This window comes from Streptomyces sp. NPDC001744 (assembly GCF_042892575.1).
Taxonomy (GTDB): Bacteria; Actinomycetota; Actinomycetes; order Streptomycetales; family Streptomycetaceae; genus Streptomyces.
In genome coordinates, this window is sequence record NZ_JBIAUG010000008.1 from 1 (window position 1) to 17,617 (window position 17,617).

Annotated in this window: 13 protein-coding genes and 1 tRNA gene; 4 read left to right on the top strand and 10 right to left on the bottom strand. The window is 73.9% G+C overall.

Features of this window, described 5'->3' with window-relative positions:
- Nucleotides 1–187: 187 nt before the first annotated feature.
- From ACFYZY_RS11905 to ACFYZY_RS11915, 3 genes are all read right to left on the bottom strand, one after another.
- Entirely contained in the window at nucleotides 188–400 is a 213-nt protein-coding gene (locus tag ACFYZY_RS11905) for a hypothetical protein (RefSeq protein ID WP_388692486.1), read from the bottom strand.
- A gap of 113 nt (nucleotides 401–513) precedes the next feature.
- Nucleotides 514–984 carry a carboxymuconolactone decarboxylase family protein gene (locus ACFYZY_RS11910; protein ID WP_388692488.1) on the bottom strand — a complete coding sequence of 157 codons (471 nt, stop codon included), beginning with the start codon at nucleotides 982–984 and terminating at the stop codon, nucleotides 514–516.
- Between the two features lie 212 nt (nucleotides 985–1,196).
- Complete coding sequence (locus ACFYZY_RS11915; protein WP_388692490.1) at nucleotides 1,197–1,940, bottom strand: GNAT family N-acetyltransferase; 744 nt, start codon at nucleotides 1,938–1,940, stop codon at nucleotides 1,197–1,199.
- A gap of 161 nt (nucleotides 1,941–2,101) precedes the next feature.
- Here ACFYZY_RS11915 and ACFYZY_RS11920 point away from each other — a divergent pair, with 161 nt between their 5' ends.
- Nucleotides 2,102–4,687 carry a bifunctional FO biosynthesis protein CofGH gene (locus ACFYZY_RS11920; protein WP_388692492.1) on the top strand — a complete coding sequence of 862 codons (2,586 nt, stop codon included), beginning with the start codon at nucleotides 2,102–2,104 and terminating at the stop codon, nucleotides 4,685–4,687.
- Between the two features lie 105 nt (nucleotides 4,688–4,792).
- Here ACFYZY_RS11920 and ACFYZY_RS11925 read toward each other — a convergent pair whose 3' ends face one another.
- Nucleotides 4,793–5,818, bottom strand: a complete 1,026-nt coding sequence (locus tag ACFYZY_RS11925; protein ID WP_388692493.1) for a helix-turn-helix domain-containing protein — start codon at nucleotides 5,816–5,818, stop codon at nucleotides 4,793–4,795.
- 259 nt (nucleotides 5,819–6,077) lie between these two features.
- Between ACFYZY_RS11925 and ACFYZY_RS11930 the strand changes: the two genes are divergently transcribed.
- The gene (locus ACFYZY_RS11930; RefSeq protein WP_388692495.1) at nucleotides 6,078–7,232 is read left to right on the top strand and encodes an ADP-ribosylglycohydrolase family protein; all 1,155 of its coding nucleotides are present in this window, start codon (nucleotides 6,078–6,080) and stop codon (nucleotides 7,230–7,232) included.
- A 192-nt stretch (nucleotides 7,233–7,424) separates the two neighbouring features.
- Here the strand turns inward: ACFYZY_RS11930 and ACFYZY_RS11935 are convergent, their stop codons facing one another.
- The 3 genes from ACFYZY_RS11935 to ACFYZY_RS11945 all read right to left on the bottom strand — a co-directional run bounded on the left by ACFYZY_RS11935 (nucleotide 7,425) and on the right by ACFYZY_RS11945 (nucleotide 9,690).
- Nucleotides 7,425–7,625: a DUF397 domain-containing protein gene (locus tag ACFYZY_RS11935; RefSeq protein ID WP_388692496.1), complete on the bottom strand. Its 201-nt coding sequence runs from the start codon at nucleotides 7,623–7,625 to the stop codon at nucleotides 7,425–7,427.
- 191 nt (nucleotides 7,626–7,816) lie between these two features.
- On the bottom strand, nucleotides 7,817–8,677 hold the full coding sequence (locus ACFYZY_RS11940) for a helix-turn-helix domain-containing protein (protein ID WP_388692498.1): 861 nt from the start codon (nucleotides 8,675–8,677) through the stop codon (nucleotides 7,817–7,819).
- 314 nt (nucleotides 8,678–8,991) lie between these two features.
- On the bottom strand, nucleotides 8,992–9,690 hold the full coding sequence (locus ACFYZY_RS11945) for a GPP34 family phosphoprotein (protein WP_388692500.1): 699 nt from the start codon (nucleotides 9,688–9,690) through the stop codon (nucleotides 8,992–8,994).
- Between the two features lie 426 nt (nucleotides 9,691–10,116).
- Here ACFYZY_RS11945 and ACFYZY_RS11950 point away from each other — a divergent pair, with 426 nt between their 5' ends.
- Together ACFYZY_RS11950 and ACFYZY_RS11955 are read left to right on the top strand one after the other, a co-directional pair.
- A complete protein-coding gene (locus ACFYZY_RS11950; protein ID WP_388692502.1) occupies nucleotides 10,117–12,519 on the top strand; it encodes a serine hydrolase in 2,403 nt (800 codons plus the stop codon).
- A gap of 122 nt (nucleotides 12,520–12,641) precedes the next feature.
- Nucleotides 12,642–14,657 (top strand): MFS transporter, encoded by a 2,016-nt coding sequence (locus ACFYZY_RS11955; RefSeq protein ID WP_388692504.1) that lies wholly within the window; start codon nucleotides 12,642–12,644, stop codon nucleotides 14,655–14,657.
- Between the two features lie 117 nt (nucleotides 14,658–14,774).
- Here ACFYZY_RS11955 and ACFYZY_RS11960 read toward each other — a convergent pair.
- The 3 genes from ACFYZY_RS11960 to ACFYZY_RS11970 all read right to left on the bottom strand — a co-directional run bounded on the left by ACFYZY_RS11960 (nucleotide 14,775) and on the right by ACFYZY_RS11970 (nucleotide 17,575).
- A tRNA-Arg gene (locus ACFYZY_RS11960) sits at nucleotides 14,775–14,847 on the bottom strand.
- A gap of 184 nt (nucleotides 14,848–15,031) precedes the next feature.
- A complete protein-coding gene (locus tag ACFYZY_RS11965; protein WP_388692506.1) occupies nucleotides 15,032–16,066 on the bottom strand; it encodes an aldo/keto reductase in 1,035 nt (344 codons plus the stop codon).
- A 42-nt stretch (nucleotides 16,067–16,108) separates the two neighbouring features.
- Nucleotides 16,109–17,575: an MFS transporter gene (locus tag ACFYZY_RS11970; protein WP_388692508.1), complete on the bottom strand. Its 1,467-nt coding sequence runs from the start codon at nucleotides 17,573–17,575 to the stop codon at nucleotides 16,109–16,111.
- Between the last annotated feature and the right edge of the window lie 42 nt (nucleotides 17,576–17,617).

Genomic DNA, 17,617 nt, shown 5'->3' on the forward strand with positions numbered 1-17,617 from the left:
AGGCCGCGCCGCCGCCCCGGGTGCGCCGGGGGGGGGGCCCCCCCCGGGGCCCCCCCGGGGGGGGGGGGGGTGGCCCCCCCCCCCCGGGGGGCCCGGGGGGGGGGGGGGGGCGGGCCCCGGGCCCCCCCCCACCTCCGTATGTCCGCCCGGAAAGGCCCCGGAAAGGCTCCGGAGGGCCCCCGGGGGCTCAACGTCCGGGCAGCAGGCGCCCCACCGCCGCGCCGGCGTCCGGCAGGCCCGGCGCGCCGGCCGGCTTCGCCCCGGGGGACAGGACGCCGCCGAGCGGGACGACCGAGGGCAGGTTCACCCCGCCGGTGTCGGCGGCGGCGGTTCCGGCGGCGCCCGCGGCACCGGCGGAGGCGAAGGCGGTCAGGACGACTGCGGTGAGCATTTTCTTCATGCCCGCTCCAACGCGGAGGGGGCGGGTCCGGTTACGACCTTCCCGGCCCCTCCGTCCACGGGAGCGCCCGGGTCCGCGGGAGCCCGCCCCGCCCCGCCGGGAGAACCGTACGGTCAGAGGCCCGTGCCGGCCGGCTGCCGGACGGTGACGTTGATCCGGTTGAAGAGGTTCGTCAGGCCGATCATCAGCACCAGCGAGGCGAGCTGCTTCTCGTCGAAGTGGTCGGCCGCCGCGTCCCACACCGCGTCCGGCACCGCGTCCGGGGTGTCGGCGATGCGGGTCGCGTACTCGGCGAGCGCGAGGGCGGCCCGCTCCTCGTCGGAGAAGTACGGCGCCTCGCGCCACGCGGCGACCGCGAACAGCTTCTCGTCGCTCACGCCCGCCTTCCTGGCGCCCTTCGCGCCGTAGTCCACGCAGAAGCCGCAGCCGTTGATCTGGCTGGCCCGCAGGTGCACCAGCTCCAGGAGCGCCTCCGGGACCCCGCCCTGGCGGGTGGCCTTCAGGAGCCCCTGGATCGCGGGGCCCGCGTCGGGCAGGACGTGGGCGGGGTTGGTCATCCGGGCCTCGGGGGTGTGCGTCGCCATGGTGATCGCTCCTCGGTGTCGCGTGTGCGTGCGTCGCTTTCACCTCATGGACGGAACGCGGGCCGCGTATGTGACACGGGCGCGGAAAATTCTTCCGGGAAGCCCGCGCCGGCGTCCCCGGCGATGCCCGCTACCGGGCTCTCCGCCGCGTCCGCCGCCCCGGGGCCGCCCGCCCGCGACCCGCCCCCGTGACCCGCCGGGCGGGTCCGCGCCTACGCCTCCGCGATGAGGGCGGTCGCGACCGTGCGGAAGCCGAGCCGCCCGTAGAGCCGGGCCACGTTCGCGTCCGAGGCCGACAGGAACACCGTCCCGGCGCCCCGGGCACGGGCGTCCGCGGCCAGGGCGGCCGTGACCGCGAGCCCGCACCCCCGGCGCCGGGCCGCCGGGACGGTGCCGACGCCGACGATCTCGGAGACGTCCCCCACGGGCTGGTGCTGCCCGGCCGAGAGGGCGGTGCCGTCCGCCTCGTCGAAGGCCGCCGCGAGCCGGGTCAGACCCGCCGCGATCCGCTCGGCGGTCCGCTCGGCGGTCCCGGGCGCGGGCGGGAAGCCGAAGGCGCCGTACGGGGCGGCGACGGCGCTCCCCAGGCCGGGGTCGTCCGCGTCCACCATCCGTACGGCCGCTCCCGCCGGCTCCGGCACGGCGAGCCCGTCGCCCTCCAGGACCATCAGCGGGTGCGCGTGCACGGTCAGCCCGCTCGCCTCCACGGCCGCCCGCAGCCCCGGCGTCGTCTCCGCGACCCACTCGAACGCCTCGGGCGCCCCCAGCTCCCGCTGCCGGGCCCGCACCCGCTCCACGGCCCCGGCCGTGATCTCCCCCTCGTACCCGAGCGAGGGCCGCGCGTAGAAGGGCCAGCCCTCCCCCTCCCGTACGAACAGGGTCAGCGGCCCGAAGTCCTCGGCGCGGGCGGAGGAACGGGGAACGGCGTCGTAGTACGTCTCGATTCGCTTCAGCACCGGGCCACGGTAGGGGCAGGGGCGGGCGGGGCGCAGGGGCATTTCCGGGAACGCGAACCGGCGGACGCGGCCCGGAGTCGCGGTCCGGGAACGCGGCCCGGGAACGCGAACCGGCGGACGGCGCTCCCGGCTCTCCCCGTACCCGCTCGTATGCTCGGTCCATGACGGATCACCAGGCAGGACGCCCCACCGAGAACGCCATGCGCCGTGCCCTCAGGCGGGCCAGGGACGGGGTCGCGCTCGACGTCACGGAGGCCGCCGTGCTGCTGCGGGCGCGCGGGGCGGACCTGGCGGACCTGGTCGCGACCGCCGGGCGGGTGCGGGACGCCGGTCTGGAGGCGGCCGGGCGGCCGGGCGTCATCACGTACTCGAAGAGCGTCTTCGTCCCGCTCACGCGGCTCTGCCGCGACACGTGCCACTACTGCACCTTCGCCACCGTCCCCGGCAAGCTGCGGCGGGCCGGGCACGGGATGTTCATGTCGCCCGACGAGGTCCTCGACATCGCCCGGCGCGGTGCCGAACTCGGCTGCAAGGAAGCCCTGATCACCCTCGGGGACAAGCCCGAGGACCGCTGGCCGGAGGCGCGCGAGTGGCTCGACGCGCACGGTTACGACGACACGATCGCGTACGTGCGGGCCATGGCGATCCGCGTCCTGGAGGAGACCGGGCTCCTGCCGCACCTCAACCCCGGGGTGCTGTCCTGGACCGACTTCCAGCGCCTCAAGCCCGTGGCGCCCTCCATGGGAATGATGCTGGAGACGACCGCGACCCGGCTGTGGTCCGAGCCCGGCGGCCCCCACTACGGGTCCCCGGACAAGGAACCGGCCGTGCGGCTCAGGGTCCTGGAGGACGCCGGCCGCTCCTCCGTCCCCTTCACCTCGGGGCTGCTGCTCGGTATCGGGGAGACCCCGGAGGAGCGGGCCGAGTCGCTGTTCGCGCTGCGCCGGATCGCCCGCGCGTATCACGGCATCCAGGAGCTGATCATCCAGAACTTCCGCGCCAAGCCGGACACGGCGATGCGCGGCATGCCCGACGCCGAGCTGGACGACCTGGTGGCCACCGTCGCCGTCGCCCGCCTGATCATGGGCCCCTCCGTCTGCCTCCAGGCCCCGCCGAACCTGGTCGACGCGGAGTACGAGCGGCTCATCGCGGCCGGCGTCGACGACTGGGGCGGGGTCTCGCCGCTCACCATCGACCACGTCAACCCCGAGCGGCCCTGGCCGAAGATCGGGGAACTTGCCGAGCGGTCCGCCGCCGCCGGCTTCGAGCTGCGCGAACGCCTCTGCGTCTACCCCGAGTTCGTCACCCGGGGAGAACCCTGGCTCGACCCCCGGCTCCTCCCGCACGTCCGCGCCCTCGCCGACCCCGGGACGGGCCTGGCGAACCCCGACGCGCCCGTGCGCGGCCTGCCCTGGCAGGAGCCCGACGAGGTCTTCACCGCCACCGGCCGGACCGACCTGCACCGCACCGTCGACACCGAGGGCCGCACGGGCGACCGGCGCGAGGACTTCGACGAGGTGTACGGGGACTGGGAGGCGCTGCGCGAGGCCGCCGCCCCCGGGATGGTCCCGCAGCGCATCGACACCGACGTGCGCGAGGCGCTCGCCGTCGCCGCCGACGACCCGACGAGGCTCACCGACCCGCAGGCCCTGGCCCTCCTCCACGCCGACGGACCCGCCCTGGACGCCCTCGCCCGCGTCGCGGACGACCTGCGCCGTGACGTGGTCGGCGACGACGTCACGTACGTCGTCACGCGGAACATCAACTTCACCAACGTCTGCTACACCGGCTGCCGTTTCTGCGCCTTCGCCCAGCGGCGCACCGACGCCGACGCGTACACCCTCTCCCTCGACCAGGTCGCCGACCGCGCCCAGCAGGCGTGGGAGGTCGGCGCGGTGGAGGTCTGCATGCAGGGCGGCATCCACCCCGACCTGCCCGGCACCGCCTACTTCGACATCGCGCGCGCGGTGAAGGAGCGCGTCCCCGGCATCCACGTGCACGCCTTCTCCCCGATGGAGGTCGTCAACGGCGCCTCCCGCACCGGCCTCTCGATCCGGGAGTGGCTGACGGCCGCGAAGGAGGCCGGACTCGACTCGATCCCGGGCACGGCCGCCGAGATCCTCGACGACGAGGTCCGCTGGGTCCTCACCAAGGGCAAACTGCCCACCGCCACCTGGACCGAGGTGATCACCACCGCCCACGAGCTGGGCCTGCGCTCCTCCTCCACGATGATGTACGGACACGTGGACCAGCCCCGGCACTGGCTCGGCCACCTCCGTACCCTGGCCCGCATCCAGCGGGAGACCGGCGGCTTCACGGAGTTCGTGACGCTCCCCTTCATCCACACCAACGCGCCCGTCTACCTCGCCGGCATCGCCCGCCCCGGCCCCACCGCCCGCGACAACCGCGCGGTCACCGCCATGGCCCGGCTCCTGCTCCACCCCCACATCCCGAACATCCAGACCAGCTGGGTGAAGCTGGGGGCGGAGGGCGCCGCCGAGATGCTCCGCTCGGGCGCCAACGACCTGGGCGGCACCCTGATGGAGGAGACCATCTCCCGCATGGCGGGGTCGGGTTACGGCTCGTACCGCTCGGTCAAGGACCTGGAGGCCATCGCGGAGGCGGCGGGCCGTCCGGCGAAGCCCCGGACGACCCTGTACGGGGAGGTCCCGGAGGAGCGCCGGCGCGCGGCCGCCGCCTCGGACGGGCACCTGCCGGAGCTGCTGCCCGTCCTGCCCGCGGAGTGAGGACGGGCCGTCCGCGGCGGCCGGGACCCCGGGCCGCCGCGACCGCTCCGTCCGTTCCCGTTCCGTCCGTTTTCGCGGCGGCCGGACCCGCGGCGACCGGACCCGCTACGACAGCCAGCCCCGCTGCGCCGCCTGCCACACCAGCTGTGTCCGCGTCGTGGCACCGGCGCGCCGCATCAGCTCCTGGACGCGGCGCTGGACGGTGCGCTGGCTGACCGAGAGCTGCGAGGCGATCGCCTTGTCCGCGACCCCGGCGACGATCAGGGAGAGCAGGTACCGCTCGTCGTCGGCGATGTACGCGCCGGGCCGCGGACCGCCGCCGAAATCGGCCAGCTCGCCGGAGTCCGTGAGGTGCAGCGGCGTCGCCGTCGCCCACTGGCTCTCGAACAGCGCGATCAGCGCGTCGAGCAGACTGCTGGTGCGCACCACGGCGGCCGTCGGCTCGCCCGCCGGACCGTCCGTGCTGTCCGGACGCCGGGTCAGCAGGGGGCAGATGGCGGTCGAGTTGTCCGCGATCACCAGCCGTACCGGCAGCGTCCCGGTGGCCCGCGCCTGCTCGCCCGCGCGGATGCTGCGGGCAACGTTGTCAACCATGCCGGGCCCCTCCAGCAGCTCGCGCTCGTAGATCACCTTGTAGCGGACCCCCCGGGCGAGCAGTTCCCACTCCTCGTTGTTCTCCTCCGCCGGCAGGGCCACGGGATCGGCCTTGGAGAGCCAGCGCATCTCCCCGGCCCCGTGCGCCAGGTGACGCAGCCGCTGCCGGATCACGTTCGCGCCCGTGATCACCTCCACGAGCTGCTCGGCGTCGTGCCGGCGGCCCCCGGCCCGGTACTCCTCGGCGAGCTGCTCCACCCCCCGCCGCGCCCACTCCAGCGCCTCGTGCCCGCGCAGCAGGAGGGGCCGCAGCGCCGTGTCGGGCGCCACCGGCACGTAACGTTCCGCGTCCCCCGCCGCCACCGCGTCCATCCGCCCCGCCAGGCCCTTGTCGTGGAGCGATGCCAGCACCTCGCGCGCCCGGTCCGCCCCGAGGCCCAGCCGCTCCGCGACCTCCGCGGCGCGGGCCTCCCGCACCTCGACGAGGAAGCGGTACACCCGCTCCTCCTCGGCCCCGACCCCCGCCGCCTCCAGCATGTGTCCTTCTCCCACGACGCCCCCGCCCACCCCGGCTGCTGCAACGCCCCCGAACACGGCAAGATCCAATCACATCCGCCCCTCCGGACGGGCGTTGTGACCGCCGGGCACGGTCGCCGGGCCCCGGGCGAACCGTGGTCACCACAGGCCCGGAAAGCGTCGGAACGCATGACGTTCCGGCCCCCGGACGCACATTCCCGGTCCATTACAGTGCGGCGGAGGAACCGTCAGCGAACCGCCGACCGGGGGAGGGCACGTCGTGGCCACGACAGCCGCAGCCGTGTGGGGCCGTGCCGAACAGCAGGACTTCCGGGCCCGGGTACGGGGCTGTCTGCTCGGCGGGGCCCTCGGCGACGCGCTGGGAGCGGGCGCCGACGGCCTCACCCTCGCGGAACTGCGCGCGGCCCACGGACCTGACGGACTCGCCGACCCCGTCCCCGCGTACGGCCGCCGGGGCGCCGTCACCGCCGCGACCCAGATGACCCTCTTCACCGTCGACGGTCTGATCCGCGCCCAGGTCCGCCGCGACACGGGCGCCTGGCACCCGCCCACCGACGTGCACCGGGCCCATCTGCGCTGGGCCGCCACCCAGCGCGACTGGGGCCCCGACGAGCGCCGCGAGGACAACGGCTGGCTCGCCCGCGAGGAGTGGCTGTACGCCCGCCGCAACCCGCCCCGCGCCTGCCTCACCGGCTTCGGCGACGAACGCCCCGGCACCCCGGCCGCGCCCAAGAACCCCACCGCCGGCGACTCCGGCGCCCTCGTCCGCTCGGCCCCCTTCGGACTGCTCGTCGGCTGGGAGGCCCACCTCGTCCACCGGCTCGCCGTGGAGTGCGCCGCCCAGTCGCACGGCGCCCCGGCCGCCGTCCTCGCCGCGGGCGCCCTCGCCGTCACCGTCCACGGCCTCGCCCGGGGCGGCCCGGTGGAGGCGGCGGTGGACGGGGCCCTGGACCGGCTCGCGGAGCACCCCGGCCACGAGCCGGTCACCGAGGCGCTCGGCCGCGCCCTCGGAGCCGTACGGGAAGGAGCGCCGGACCCGGAGCGGGTGACCGCCCTCGGGGCCGGCGAGGACCGGGCGGAGGGGCAGCTGGCGGCGGCCGTCTACTGCGCCCTGGTCGCCGAGGACGTACGGCACGGGCTGCGGCTCGCGGTGAACCACGACGGGCCCTCGTCGGTGACCGGCGCGCTCGCCGGGGCCCTGCTCGGCGCCCTGCACGGCGAGACGGCCCTCCCGCCGGCCTGGCTGGCCGACCTGGAGGGCCGCGGGACGGTCCTGGAACTGGCGGACGACTTCTCGATGGAGATGACCCAGGGCACCGCCCTGCACACCCCCGGGGGAGCCGCGCCGGGCTGGCTGGCGCGCTATCCGGGGTACCCCGCGCACCCGGGACACCCGGGGTACCCGAGGAGCTGACCGGCCCGGGGGCGGGGCGGGGGCCGAGCGCGGGAGCGGGGCGGAGGGCCCCGGAACAGCATCGAGCCCTCTCGGCCAGGACGGCGGGACCGGACGAGAGGGCTCTTTCGTACTGCTGACGTCGTCTGCTGTCGACGACGTCTCCTGCTGACGGCGCGTGCGGCCGGTGTCGTACGGCCGGCGGGGGAGGGGCTAGCGGGCCCCGCCGCCCACCCCGCCGACGAAGGCGCTCCAGGAGCCCGGCCCGAACGAGAGGGACGGGCCCTCGGGGGCCTTGGAGTCCCGCACCGCGATCGCGGTCATGACGGGGGACTTCACTTCGACGCACGCCCCGTTCCCACCCGAGTAGGAGGACTTCGTCCAGGTGTCCGTGCCACCCTGAATAATCGCCATGCTGCTCAGCTCCGGTTCTGCCAGTTTCTGCCAGTGGTGTGCCGCGCCAACGTTCTTGACGGCGTGATCGACGCTACTCGCCGTCCCCGGCCGACGGGGCCGGCGTTCACACGTCCGAGTGGCATATACCAATCAGGCTTCCGTGGGAGCGATTTCGCGGTGTACGGTGCCTGCCCCGACCGGTTCGGCCCTCAGCCCTGAGCGTGCTTCTTGGCCATTTTCACGATGAACTCCCTGGTCTGGTCGACGTTCAGCGCCTGTGCCCGCAGGTGCTCGTACATGACGCTGTACTTGCCGACGTCCTGGGCCTTCTCCAGGTACAGGTCGCTCGTGACGCCCTCGATGTAGACGACGCTGGAGTCCGACGTGTCCGGGAACTCCAGGATCGAGTACTGCCCGCTGATCCCCGGGTGCGCGCCCATCTCGAACGGCATCACCTGCACGGTCACGTGCGGCAGCTGCGACTGTTCGAGCAGGTGCTCCAGCTGCTGCACCATCAGCTGCCGGCTGCCCACGATCCGGTGCAGCGCGCCCTCGTCGATGACGGCCCAGAGGCGCAGCGGACGCTCCTCGTCCCGGATCCGCTCCTGACGGCGGGTGCGGACCTGGACCCGCTTCTCGATGTCCGCGGGCGTCGACTCCGGCAGCGCGCCGGCGATCACGGCCTCGGCGTACGCGTGGGTCTGGAGCAGTCCGGGGATGATCTGCGGTTCGTACATCCGCAGGCTCTCCGCGTCCGTCTCCAGCCCGATGTAGACGCTGTACGGGATGTCGCCGAAGGCGTGCCACCAGCCCTGCTGGCGCGAGTCCTTGGCCATCTGCATGAGGGAGTCGACCATGCGCTCGTCCTCGACCTCGTACACGCCGCACAGGTCGCGCACGTCACGCTGGCTGATGGAGCGGCGGCCGTTCTCCAGGCGGCTGATCTTGGACTGGGAAACGAGGAGGCGCTCGGCGACCTGCTCGGCCGTCATGTTCTTCGCCTCCCGGAGCTTGCGCAGCTCCTGTCCCAATCGGCGTCGCCTGACGGTGGGGTTGACGTTGGACGCCACGGAAACGGCACCTCCGGCTGTCTGCTGCGTAGCTGTGGGTATCTCCTGCTTGGCAGACTGCCACCAACGGCCGGGTGTGCGCTGGGAAACCGGGACAACGCACGCGTGCGGGGCGGTCGTCCAGACCGCCCCGCACGGTGGTGCGGCTCCCGGGATGGTTCGGTGGTGCGTGGGTGAAGCGCGGTGGTGCGTGGTGCTGCCGGGCCCGCGTGGTGCGTGTGCGTGTGGTGGTGCGCGTTCGAATGGTGCGTGTGCGTGTGCGCGTGGTGGTGCGTGTGCGCGCGTGGCGGCGGCTCGCTACCGCCGGCCGGTGCTCAGTGCGCCGCCGCGCGGGCCATTCCGCCGCGTGGTTGCGCCGGAACACCCCCGGCGCCCCGGCGCGGTTGCGCCCCCGCGCCGTTCTGGACGTCCATCACGGCGTGTGCCACGAGGCCGCCCATCGGGTCGTGCCGGATCAGGTCGCGCAGCCGTGACCGCGACGACCGTCCTTCGTTGCCGGGATAGAGGTGCTTGCCGAGTCCGACCGCGTGGGCCAGCGCGGCGAGCGCCGCGGTCCGCGGGTCCGGCGGTACGCCGGTGCGGATCGCACTGTCCAGCCGGGCACGGATCTCCCTGCTGATCGCCGTCTCCGTCGCCTGGTAGCGAGTCGTCGGCAGCACCCCGCACATCTGGCCCTCCACGGCATGGACCATGCCGCATCGCTCCAGATGCGAGAGGTACGTCTGGCGGAGCCCCAGCCGGGGCCCGCCTATCCAGTGGACGGCCCGGACCGGACTGCCGCGCCTGCGCAGCAGTTCCAGTGCGGAGTCCAGTGTCGGATCTCCGGTCGGCCGTGGCATCACCACGGCGATACGATCCCCGTCAGGGGCTATCCGGCCTGCCAGCGCCAGCTCCACTAGCTGTGCTCCGGCCAGGCCGAGGTCGAGCGACTGCGGCTGCGCTGTGGTACCCGTGGTCGGGTCCAGAGCGAGCAGCAGAAGCTCCTCCGGAATGGTTCTGCGGCTCCTGCCCATCCATGCCTCCCCGCGTGGATGAATGACAGGGTGACCCCTCTCACATTCATCTGTCGAGAGCACCCGGGTGGTTCATCCGGGAACCAGTAGGTATGTCGTTCTCGTCTAGCACGGGGGCCAAGGGGTTCACACAGGACACTGGTAGACGGTTCGGACGTACGCATGACGCATGGAGGAGGCACGGTGGCGGGCGAGTCCCCCGACAGGGCGGAGCAGCAGGGGTCGTCGCAGGAGACGGCGGGCTCGGGCGGCGGCCGTGATCCCCGGCTCTCCGTGCTCCGCGAGGCAGAGCCCTCGGGGTCCTCGGTGTCTTCAGGGTCTGCGGAGACTTCGGTGTCTTCGGCGTCTGCGGAGTCTGCGGCGCCCTCGGCGTCTTCCGCGCGGACGGCTCCGGACGCGCCGGAGCGGACCGACCAGCCGACCGCCGTGTTCAGGAACCTGGTTCCGCGCACGTCCGGGGACGACGCGGTGAAGGACCCCGCCGGACCGGAGACCGGGACCGGGGCGGACGAGGACGCGAAGGCCCCCCGGGAGCGCGCCGAGGACGCGTCCTCGAAGCCCGAGGCGCCCGAGGCGCCCCGGGAGACCGGGAAGGCCGGGGAGGCCGACGGTTCCGGCGAGGCGGCGTCGGAGCCGGAGAGCGATCGCCTGAAGGCGGCTGTGGCGGCGTGGGTCGCCACGGCGGCGGAGGAGCCCCGGGGCGACGCGCACGACGACACGGCCGACGACGCGGACGACGACACGGCCGGCGGTGCGGACGGCGAGAAGCCGGCCGGGAAGACGGCGGAGGCGGGACCGGCGGCCGGGAAGCCGTCCGCCGCCGAACCCGAGCCCTCGGAGGCCCGGGAGGCCGCCGCCTCCACCGGTGCTTCCGCGGAGTCGGCCTCCGTGGAAGACGCGTCGGACACCTCGGACGCCGAAGGCACGGAGAGCACCGGGAAGTCCGGGAACGCCGGGAAGCCCGGAGGCGTCGAGGACGCCGGAGGCGCCGGGAAGGCCGGGAGCGGCCGGAACGCCCGGGAGACGGGGACCACCGAGGCCCCCGGCACCCCGCGCGCCTCCGTTCCCTCGCCGGGTTCCGCCCCCGCCTCCCCTTCGGCGGCCGACTCCCCGGCCGATCCCTCGCCCGAGGACGGGACCGGGACCGGCAAGGCAGAGGCCGGGGCCGACGAGACCAAGAGCAAGACCGAAGCCGAAACCGGGGCCGGGACCGAGGCCGACGAGGAGCCGGTCGACCAGCCCACGGCCATGTTCAGGACGGTCCGCCCGCCCGTGGACCAGCCGACGACCGCCCTGAAGCTCCCGGGCGGCCCGAAGGGCACGGGCGCGGACCCCGACAGCGAGCGCACCAGCACCTTCCTGCCGCTGCGGCCCGACATCCCGGCCGAGCGGAAGGCCGAGCGGGAGCGGGAGGCCGTCTCCACGGCCTCCGCCGCCGCTCCGGGCTCCCCGGCCTCCCCCGGGGCCCCCGGGGCGCCCGCGTCCGCCCCCGTACCCCCGGCGCTCGCCGAGGCGGAGCGGACCCGGCAGCAGCCGCTGCCGCCGCTGCCCCCGCTCGACCTGCTCGCGGAGCTGACGAACACCCCGCCCCCGCCGCCGACCCCGCTGCGGACGACCGTGCGCCGCCTCCGGATCTGGACCCCGCTGGTCCTGCTCCTCCTGATCGTCTTCGCGATCGCGCAGATGGTCCGCCCGCTGCCCGCGCCCGCGCTCTCGCTCACGGCGGCGCCCACCTTCACCTTCGAGGGCGGCGCGCTGAACATGCCGTGGCCCGGCGAGGGGCAGGGGGCCGTCGAGGTCGAGGGCGTCGGCTCCATGGGCACGTACGGGCCGCAGAAGCCGGCCCCGATCGCGTCCGTCACCAAGACGATGACGGCGTACGTGATCCTCCGCGACCACCCCCTGAAGGGGAAGGCGACCGGCCCCGAGATCAAGGTCGACAAGAAGGCCGCCGACCAGGGCAGGTCCGAGCACGAGTCGACCGCGCCGGTCAAGGAGGGCCAGACCTACACGGAGAAGGAGCTCCTGGAGCTCCTCATGATCCCCTCCGCGAACAACGTGGCCCGGCTGCTCGCCCGCTGGGACGCCGGTTCCGAGGCCGCGTTCGTCCAGAAGATGAACGCCGCCGCCAAGGACCTCGGCATGACCCAGTCCGCGTACACGGACCCGTCCGGTCTGCTCGACAGCACCGTGTCGACCCCGCAGGACCAGCTGAAGCTGGCGAAGGCGGTCATGCAGTACGACGTGTTCCGCGAGATCGTGAACATGCCGAACGTGACCGTCGAGGGCATCCCCGGGCGGATAGAGAACAACAACAACATCCTCCTCAAGCCGGGGGTGAGCGGCATCAAGACCGGCTCCTCCACCCCGGCCGGCGGCAACCTGCTCTGGGCGGCGAACACCGTGGTGGACGGGCAGAACCGCCGCATCCTCGGCATCGTCATGGGGGCCAAGGACGCCGAGCTCCTCAACGACAAGCTCCAGCTCTCCATCGACTACAGCTACGAGCTGATCAAGCAGGCGCAGAAGGACGTCACCTCGGCCGTCGTGATCCGCAAGGGCCAGGTCCTCGGCCACGTCGACGACGGTCTCGGCGGCAGGACCCCGGTCGTCGCCACCAAGGAGCTCAAGGCGGTCGGCTGGCCGGGCCTGAAGGTGAAGCTGGAGCTCGCCGACGGCGGCAGGGCCGTCCCGCACAGCGGCCGGGCGGGCGACGTCGTCGGCCAGGTGTCGATCGGCACCGGCGCGGGCCGGGTCAGCTCCCCGGTGGCCCTCCAGACCGATCTGGTGGAGCCCGGCTTCGACAAGAAGCTGACCCGCGTGGGCTGAGGAGCCACCCGCTCGGCCCGACGCCCCGGCTCTCCGGGGCGTCGGGCTGTTAGCGTTTCCGGGGGACGAGAAGCACGCGTGATCCCCGCGCCGTGCGAGAGGGACGTACGGAAGGGGCCGCAGTGACCACCGCCGAGCCGACACGCGCCGACCGCGCGGAACCTCCTTCCGGCGTCCTGCCCGGCCCCCTCCCCGGCACGGAACCCGGCCCCGGCACCCCGCCCGGCCCGGACCCGGCGCTCCCGGACCCGGCCCGTACGGACCGGACGGCCCCGCCCCGTACGGACCGGACCGCCCCCTCCCGTACGGGGGCGGTCGCCCCGGCCGGGGACGCCCCCCTCCCCGGTGACCCATCGGGAGTAAAATTGCTCTCGCGAATACCGCTACCGGCCCAGCGGACCTCCTCGGAGCCGTCCGCCCCGGCCCCCCGGCGCAAGCGCCGTCACACCGTCATGGCGGCCACGGGCCTCGCCGCGCTCACCCACGTCCTCTGGTTCTTCTTCTTCGCCAACAGCGGCGGGGACCTGGCCGCGCAGGACGCCTGGGCCGAGTTCGTCGGCCGGCACCCGGACTCGGCGTACAACCTGGCCTGGTACGGCGGGATGCACCCGGTCTCGTACAGCGTCGTCTCGCCCTACCTGATGTCGGTGCTCGGTGTCCGCAGCACGATGATGATCGCCGGGACGCTGTCGGCCGCGCTGACCGCGCTGATCCTGGTGCGGGTGCGGGCGGTCCGCAACCCGATGGCCTGCGCGGTCGCGGGCGTCTTCGCCTTCCTCTGCAACGCCCTGTCGGGCCGGGTGACCTTCGGCCTCGGCATGATGTTCGCGCTCGGCGCGGTCGCGGCCGTCTTCTGCTGGCCCCACCGCTGGCGCCGCAAGCGCTGGGCCAAGGCCGTGGTCGCCGCCCCCCTCGCCGGCCTCGCGACCGCGTGCAGCCCGGTCGCCGGACTCTTCCTCGGGGTGGCGGCGGCGGCGCTCTTCCTCAACAAGCGGCGCCCCGGCGCGTACGCCCTCGGCCTCGCCCCGGTGGCCGTGGTCGCCCTCTCCTCCTGGCTCTTCCCCTTCTCGGGCACGCAGCCGATGGCCTTCGGCTCGGCCGCGCTGCCGATGCTCTTCGGGGTCCTGGTCCTCCTCCTCGTGCCGAAGGACTGGCGGACGGTCCGCACCGCCGCCGCCGTGTACACCGTGGGGACCTTCCTCACCTGGGCGATCGACTCGCAGATCGGCTCGAACATCTCGCGGCTGCCGATGCTCTTCGCCGGGGTCGTGCTGCTCGCCGCCCTGCCGTACACCGCGCCGCGCTCGCGCCGCTGGTACGCGCTGCTGCTCGCCTTCGCCGGGCTGAACTTCTGGATCGGCTTCAAGGGCGTCGACGACGTCATCCGCACCGCCCCGGACGCCTCCTGGGCGCGCGAGCTGGCGCCGCTCGTCAACCAGCTCCAGGTACGGGGCGCGGGCAAGGCGCGGGTCGAGGTCGTGCCGGCCTCCAGCCACCGCGAGTCCTCCGCGCTCAGCCCGTACATCAACCTGGCGCGGGGCTGGAACCGGCAGGCCGACATGGAGCGCAACCCGCTCTTCTACGACGACACCCTCGACGCCGTGAACTACGAGGACTGGCTCGACCGCTGGGCCGTCCACTTCGTGGTCCTGCCGACCGGCGCCCCCGACTCCGGCGCCGAGCAGGAGGCGGAGCTGGTCCGCAAGGGCCTGCCGTACCTGAACCAGGTGTGGTCGGACGAGAACTGGCGCCTGTACGAGGTCGAGAACCCGACCCCGCTGGCGGACCCGCCCGCCCGGGTGGAGAGCGCGGCGGCGAACGAGGTCGTGATCCGGGTCGACAGGCCCGGCCGGGTCCTCATCCGCGTCCCGTACTCGCCGTGGCTCGCCCTCGTGGACGAACACGGCGCCAAGATCGAGCCGCCGCAGGAGACGGAGGCGTCGAAACTGGCCCGCGAGACGTCGGAGACGGAGCTGCCCAAGGTCTTCGCCAACAAGGAGGGCTGCCTGTTCAGGACGGAGGCGGACAGGGAGGGCGACGAATGGACGCAACTCGTCGCCCCCAAGGCGGGCGTCTACCGCCTGGCCGCCCCGTACAAGCTCTCCCGGGGGACGGCGTGCCCGGAGGAACTGCGCTGAGCGGGGGCCGGGGCCGAATGTTCTCGGGAACCCCGGCCCCGGTACGACGGGCACCCGGTGACGGCCGGTCCACGCCGAAGGGCACCCACCGAAATCGGTGGGTGCCCTTCGTGTCCGTGCCCCCGGCAGGATTCGAACCTGCGACACCCGCTTTAGGAGAGCGGTGCTCTATCCCCTGAGCTACGAAGGCGGGGATCCGTGGAAACGCGCGGGAACCGCGAGGAAAGCCGCGATACCGGACACGGGCCACCGACCCGGCGGTGCGCCGGTGGTCTGGCGCACCGCCGTCAGTGTAGCGGGTGAGGCGTGCGGGCGTAGGGCCGCCCGTGGCCGCCCGTCGGTCCTCCGGCGGGCGGCGCCCGGCCCCGGCGCCGTCAGTTCTCCTCCGGCTCCCGGACGCGGTCCGCGTCGCAGTAGTCCTGGTGCCAGTACGGGTAGGGCAGCGGCGAGGAGCTGACCTCGTCGAGGGCGGCGCGCTCCTCGGGGGTCAGTGACCAGGTCGTCGCGGCCAGGTTGTCGGTGAGCTGCTGTTCGTTGCGGGCGCCGATGACCACGGAGGTGACGCCCCTTCCGTCCAGCGCCCAGCGCAGTGCCACCTGGGCCGGGCTCACCTCCCGCTCCTGTGCGATCCGGCGCAGCACGTCGACGGTGTCGAAGGCGAGCCCGGGGTTCACGGGCTCGAACCAGCCCACCGCCCGCCGCGTGCCCGGAGGCGGTGTGGCGCCCCGTTCCTGGTGGCCGCTGAGCAGGCCGCCGGCGAGCGGGCTCCACACCATGACGCCCACGCCTTCGGCCTCGGCCATGGGCAGCAGTTCCCACTCGACCTCGCGGGCGGCCAGGTTGTACTGGATCTGGTGCGAGGCGAAACGCTCCAGGCCGGCCCGCTCGCTGGTGGCGAGGGCGCGGGTGAGCTGCCAGGACGTCAGGTTGGACGCGCCGATGTAGCGGACCTTGCCCGCCCGGACGAGGTCGTCCAGGGCCCGCAGGGTCTCCTCCCACGGGGTGCGGCCGTCCCAGCCGTGCGTCTGGTAGAGGTCGATGTGGTCGGTGCCCAGCCGGCGCAGGCTGGCCTCCACCGAGCGCACGATGTGGTGCCGGGACAGGCCGCGGTCGTTCGGGCCCCCTTTGCCGTCCGGCATCTGCCAGCGGACCTTCGTCGCGATGACCACGTCGTCGCGGCGGGGGCCGAGGGCGGCGCCGAGGACCTCCTCGGACTGTCCGGCGGAGTACATGTCGGCGGTGTCGAAGAAGTTGACGCCCGCGTCCATGCTCGCGTGGACGAGCCGCCGGGCCTCGATGGTGTTGAGCTGCCCCATGTGCTGGAATCCGTGGCGGCCGCCGAAGGTCATGGTGCCGAGACAGATCTCGGAGACCTGGAGGCCGGTGCGGCCCAGGTAGCGCATGCGCATGTGGATCGTTTCCCTCAGTCTCTCCGTGTGTTCCGCGGTCGCTCAGTGCGCCTCGGCGGGGACCTGGTGGTCGGCCGCCGGGGCCTTCGCCCCGGCCCGGCCGGGACGCAGGAGGGCGAGGGCGGCGAGGCCCGCGAGGAGCAGCGCGCCGGCGGCGACCAGCAGGCCGTTCTGTACGCCGTTCAGGACGGCGGTGGGGCCGCTGCCGCCCGCGGAGTCGATGCCGGCCGCGGCGACGGTGGCGAGGACCGGGGTGCCGACGGTGACGCCGAGCTGCTGGCCCGTGTAGGCGAGGCCGGTGGCCAGGCCCTGCTCGCGGTCCGGCAGGCCCGAGGTGGCGGTGATCATGTAGCCGACGACCGCGAGGAGGTGGCCGAACCCGCCGGTGGCGGTGGCGACGAGGAGCAGCGGCATGTTGCCCGCGGCGTCGAGGAAGAAGAGGGCGGCCGTGCTGGCGGCCTGGAGGAGCAGGCCGTGGACGAGGGCGCGGTGGACGCCGATCGCGCCGATGATCCGGGCGGCGAAGGCGCCGCCGAGGACGGCCGCGACACCGAGGGAGGCGAAGGTGAAGCCGGCGTTGAGCGGGCTCATGCCGCGCACCTGCTGCATGTACAGGGTCAGCAGGAACACCATGCCGGTCATCATCGCGAAGGTGATCAGACCGGTGGTGTTGCCCCAGCTGACGGTGCGGCGGCGCAGCACCTTCAGGTCGACGAGGGGGGTGGCGACCCGCGACTCGACGGCGAAGAAGGCGACGAGGAGCACGAGCCCGGCGGCGAGGGAGAGCAGGGTGACCGTGGAGCTCCAGCCGTTGCGCTCGGCCGAGGTGATGCCGAAGATCACCGAGAGGAGACCGCCGGTGACGGTGACGGCGCCGAGGAGGTCCAGCTTCGGGGTCTCCTCGTTGCGGCTCTCCTTGATGAGGATCGGGGCGGCGATGGCGGCGACGACGCCGACCGGGACGCTGATGAAGAGCGTCACGCGCCAGCTGGTGAGGTCGGTGATGACTCCGCCGAGGACCACGCCGGACAGGAAGCCGAGCGACAGCAGGGCGCCGTTGATGCCGAGCGCGCGGTCACGCTGGGAGCCCTCGGCGAAGCTGGTGGTGAGCAGGGACATCGCCGCCGGGGTGAGCATGGCGGCCGCGACGCCCTGGGCGGCGCGGGCCGCGAGCAGGAAGCCGGGGGTGGGGGCGAGGCTGCCGGCGAGGGAGGCGATCGTGAAGAGGACCATGCCGGCGACGAACCAGTTGCGGCGGCCGTAGAGGTCGGCGGCCCGGCCGAAGAGCAGCAGCAGGCCGCCGGACGGCAGGGCGAACGCGGTGACCACCCACTGCAGGTCGCTCAGTTCGAAGCCGAGGTCCTCGCCGAGGACGGGGAGCGCGACGCTGAGGATGGAGAAGTCGAGGGCGAGCATGAACTGCGCGCCGCACAGCAGGGCGATGATGAGCCACTGACGGGTGGTGAACGGCACCTTGTCCGTCCGCTGAGTGGCTGAGTCTTGAGTCATGGCAGAAGGCTGGCAAAAGACGGCATGCTGTGGGGAGCCCGA

Coding starts and splice junctions, on each gene's coding strand:
- ACFYZY_RS11905 (WP_388692486.1), bottom strand. CDS start 400: ATGAAGAAAATGCTCACCGCAGTCGTCCTGACCGCCTTCGCCTCCGCC.
- ACFYZY_RS11910 (WP_388692488.1), bottom strand. CDS start 984: ATGGCGACGCACACCCCCGAGGCCCGGATGACCAACCCCGCCCACGTC.
- ACFYZY_RS11920 (WP_388692492.1), top strand. CDS start 2,102: ATGACGGATCACCAGGCAGGACGCCCCACCGAGAACGCCATGCGCCGT.
- ACFYZY_RS11925 (WP_388692493.1), bottom strand. CDS start 5,818: ATGCTGGAGGCGGCGGGGGTCGGGGCCGAGGAGGAGCGGGTGTACCGC.
- ACFYZY_RS11935 (WP_388692496.1), bottom strand. CDS start 7,625: ATGGCGATTATTCAGGGTGGCACGGACACCTGGACGAAGTCCTCCTAC.
- ACFYZY_RS11945 (WP_388692500.1), bottom strand. CDS start 9,690: ATGGGCAGGAGCCGCAGAACCATTCCGGAGGAGCTTCTGCTGCTCGCT.
- ACFYZY_RS11965 (WP_388692506.1), bottom strand. CDS start 16,066: ATGCGCATGCGCTACCTGGGCCGCACCGGCCTCCAGGTCTCCGAGATC.
- ACFYZY_RS11970 (WP_388692508.1), bottom strand. CDS start 17,575: ATGACTCAAGACTCAGCCACTCAGCGGACGGACAAGGTGCCGTTCACC.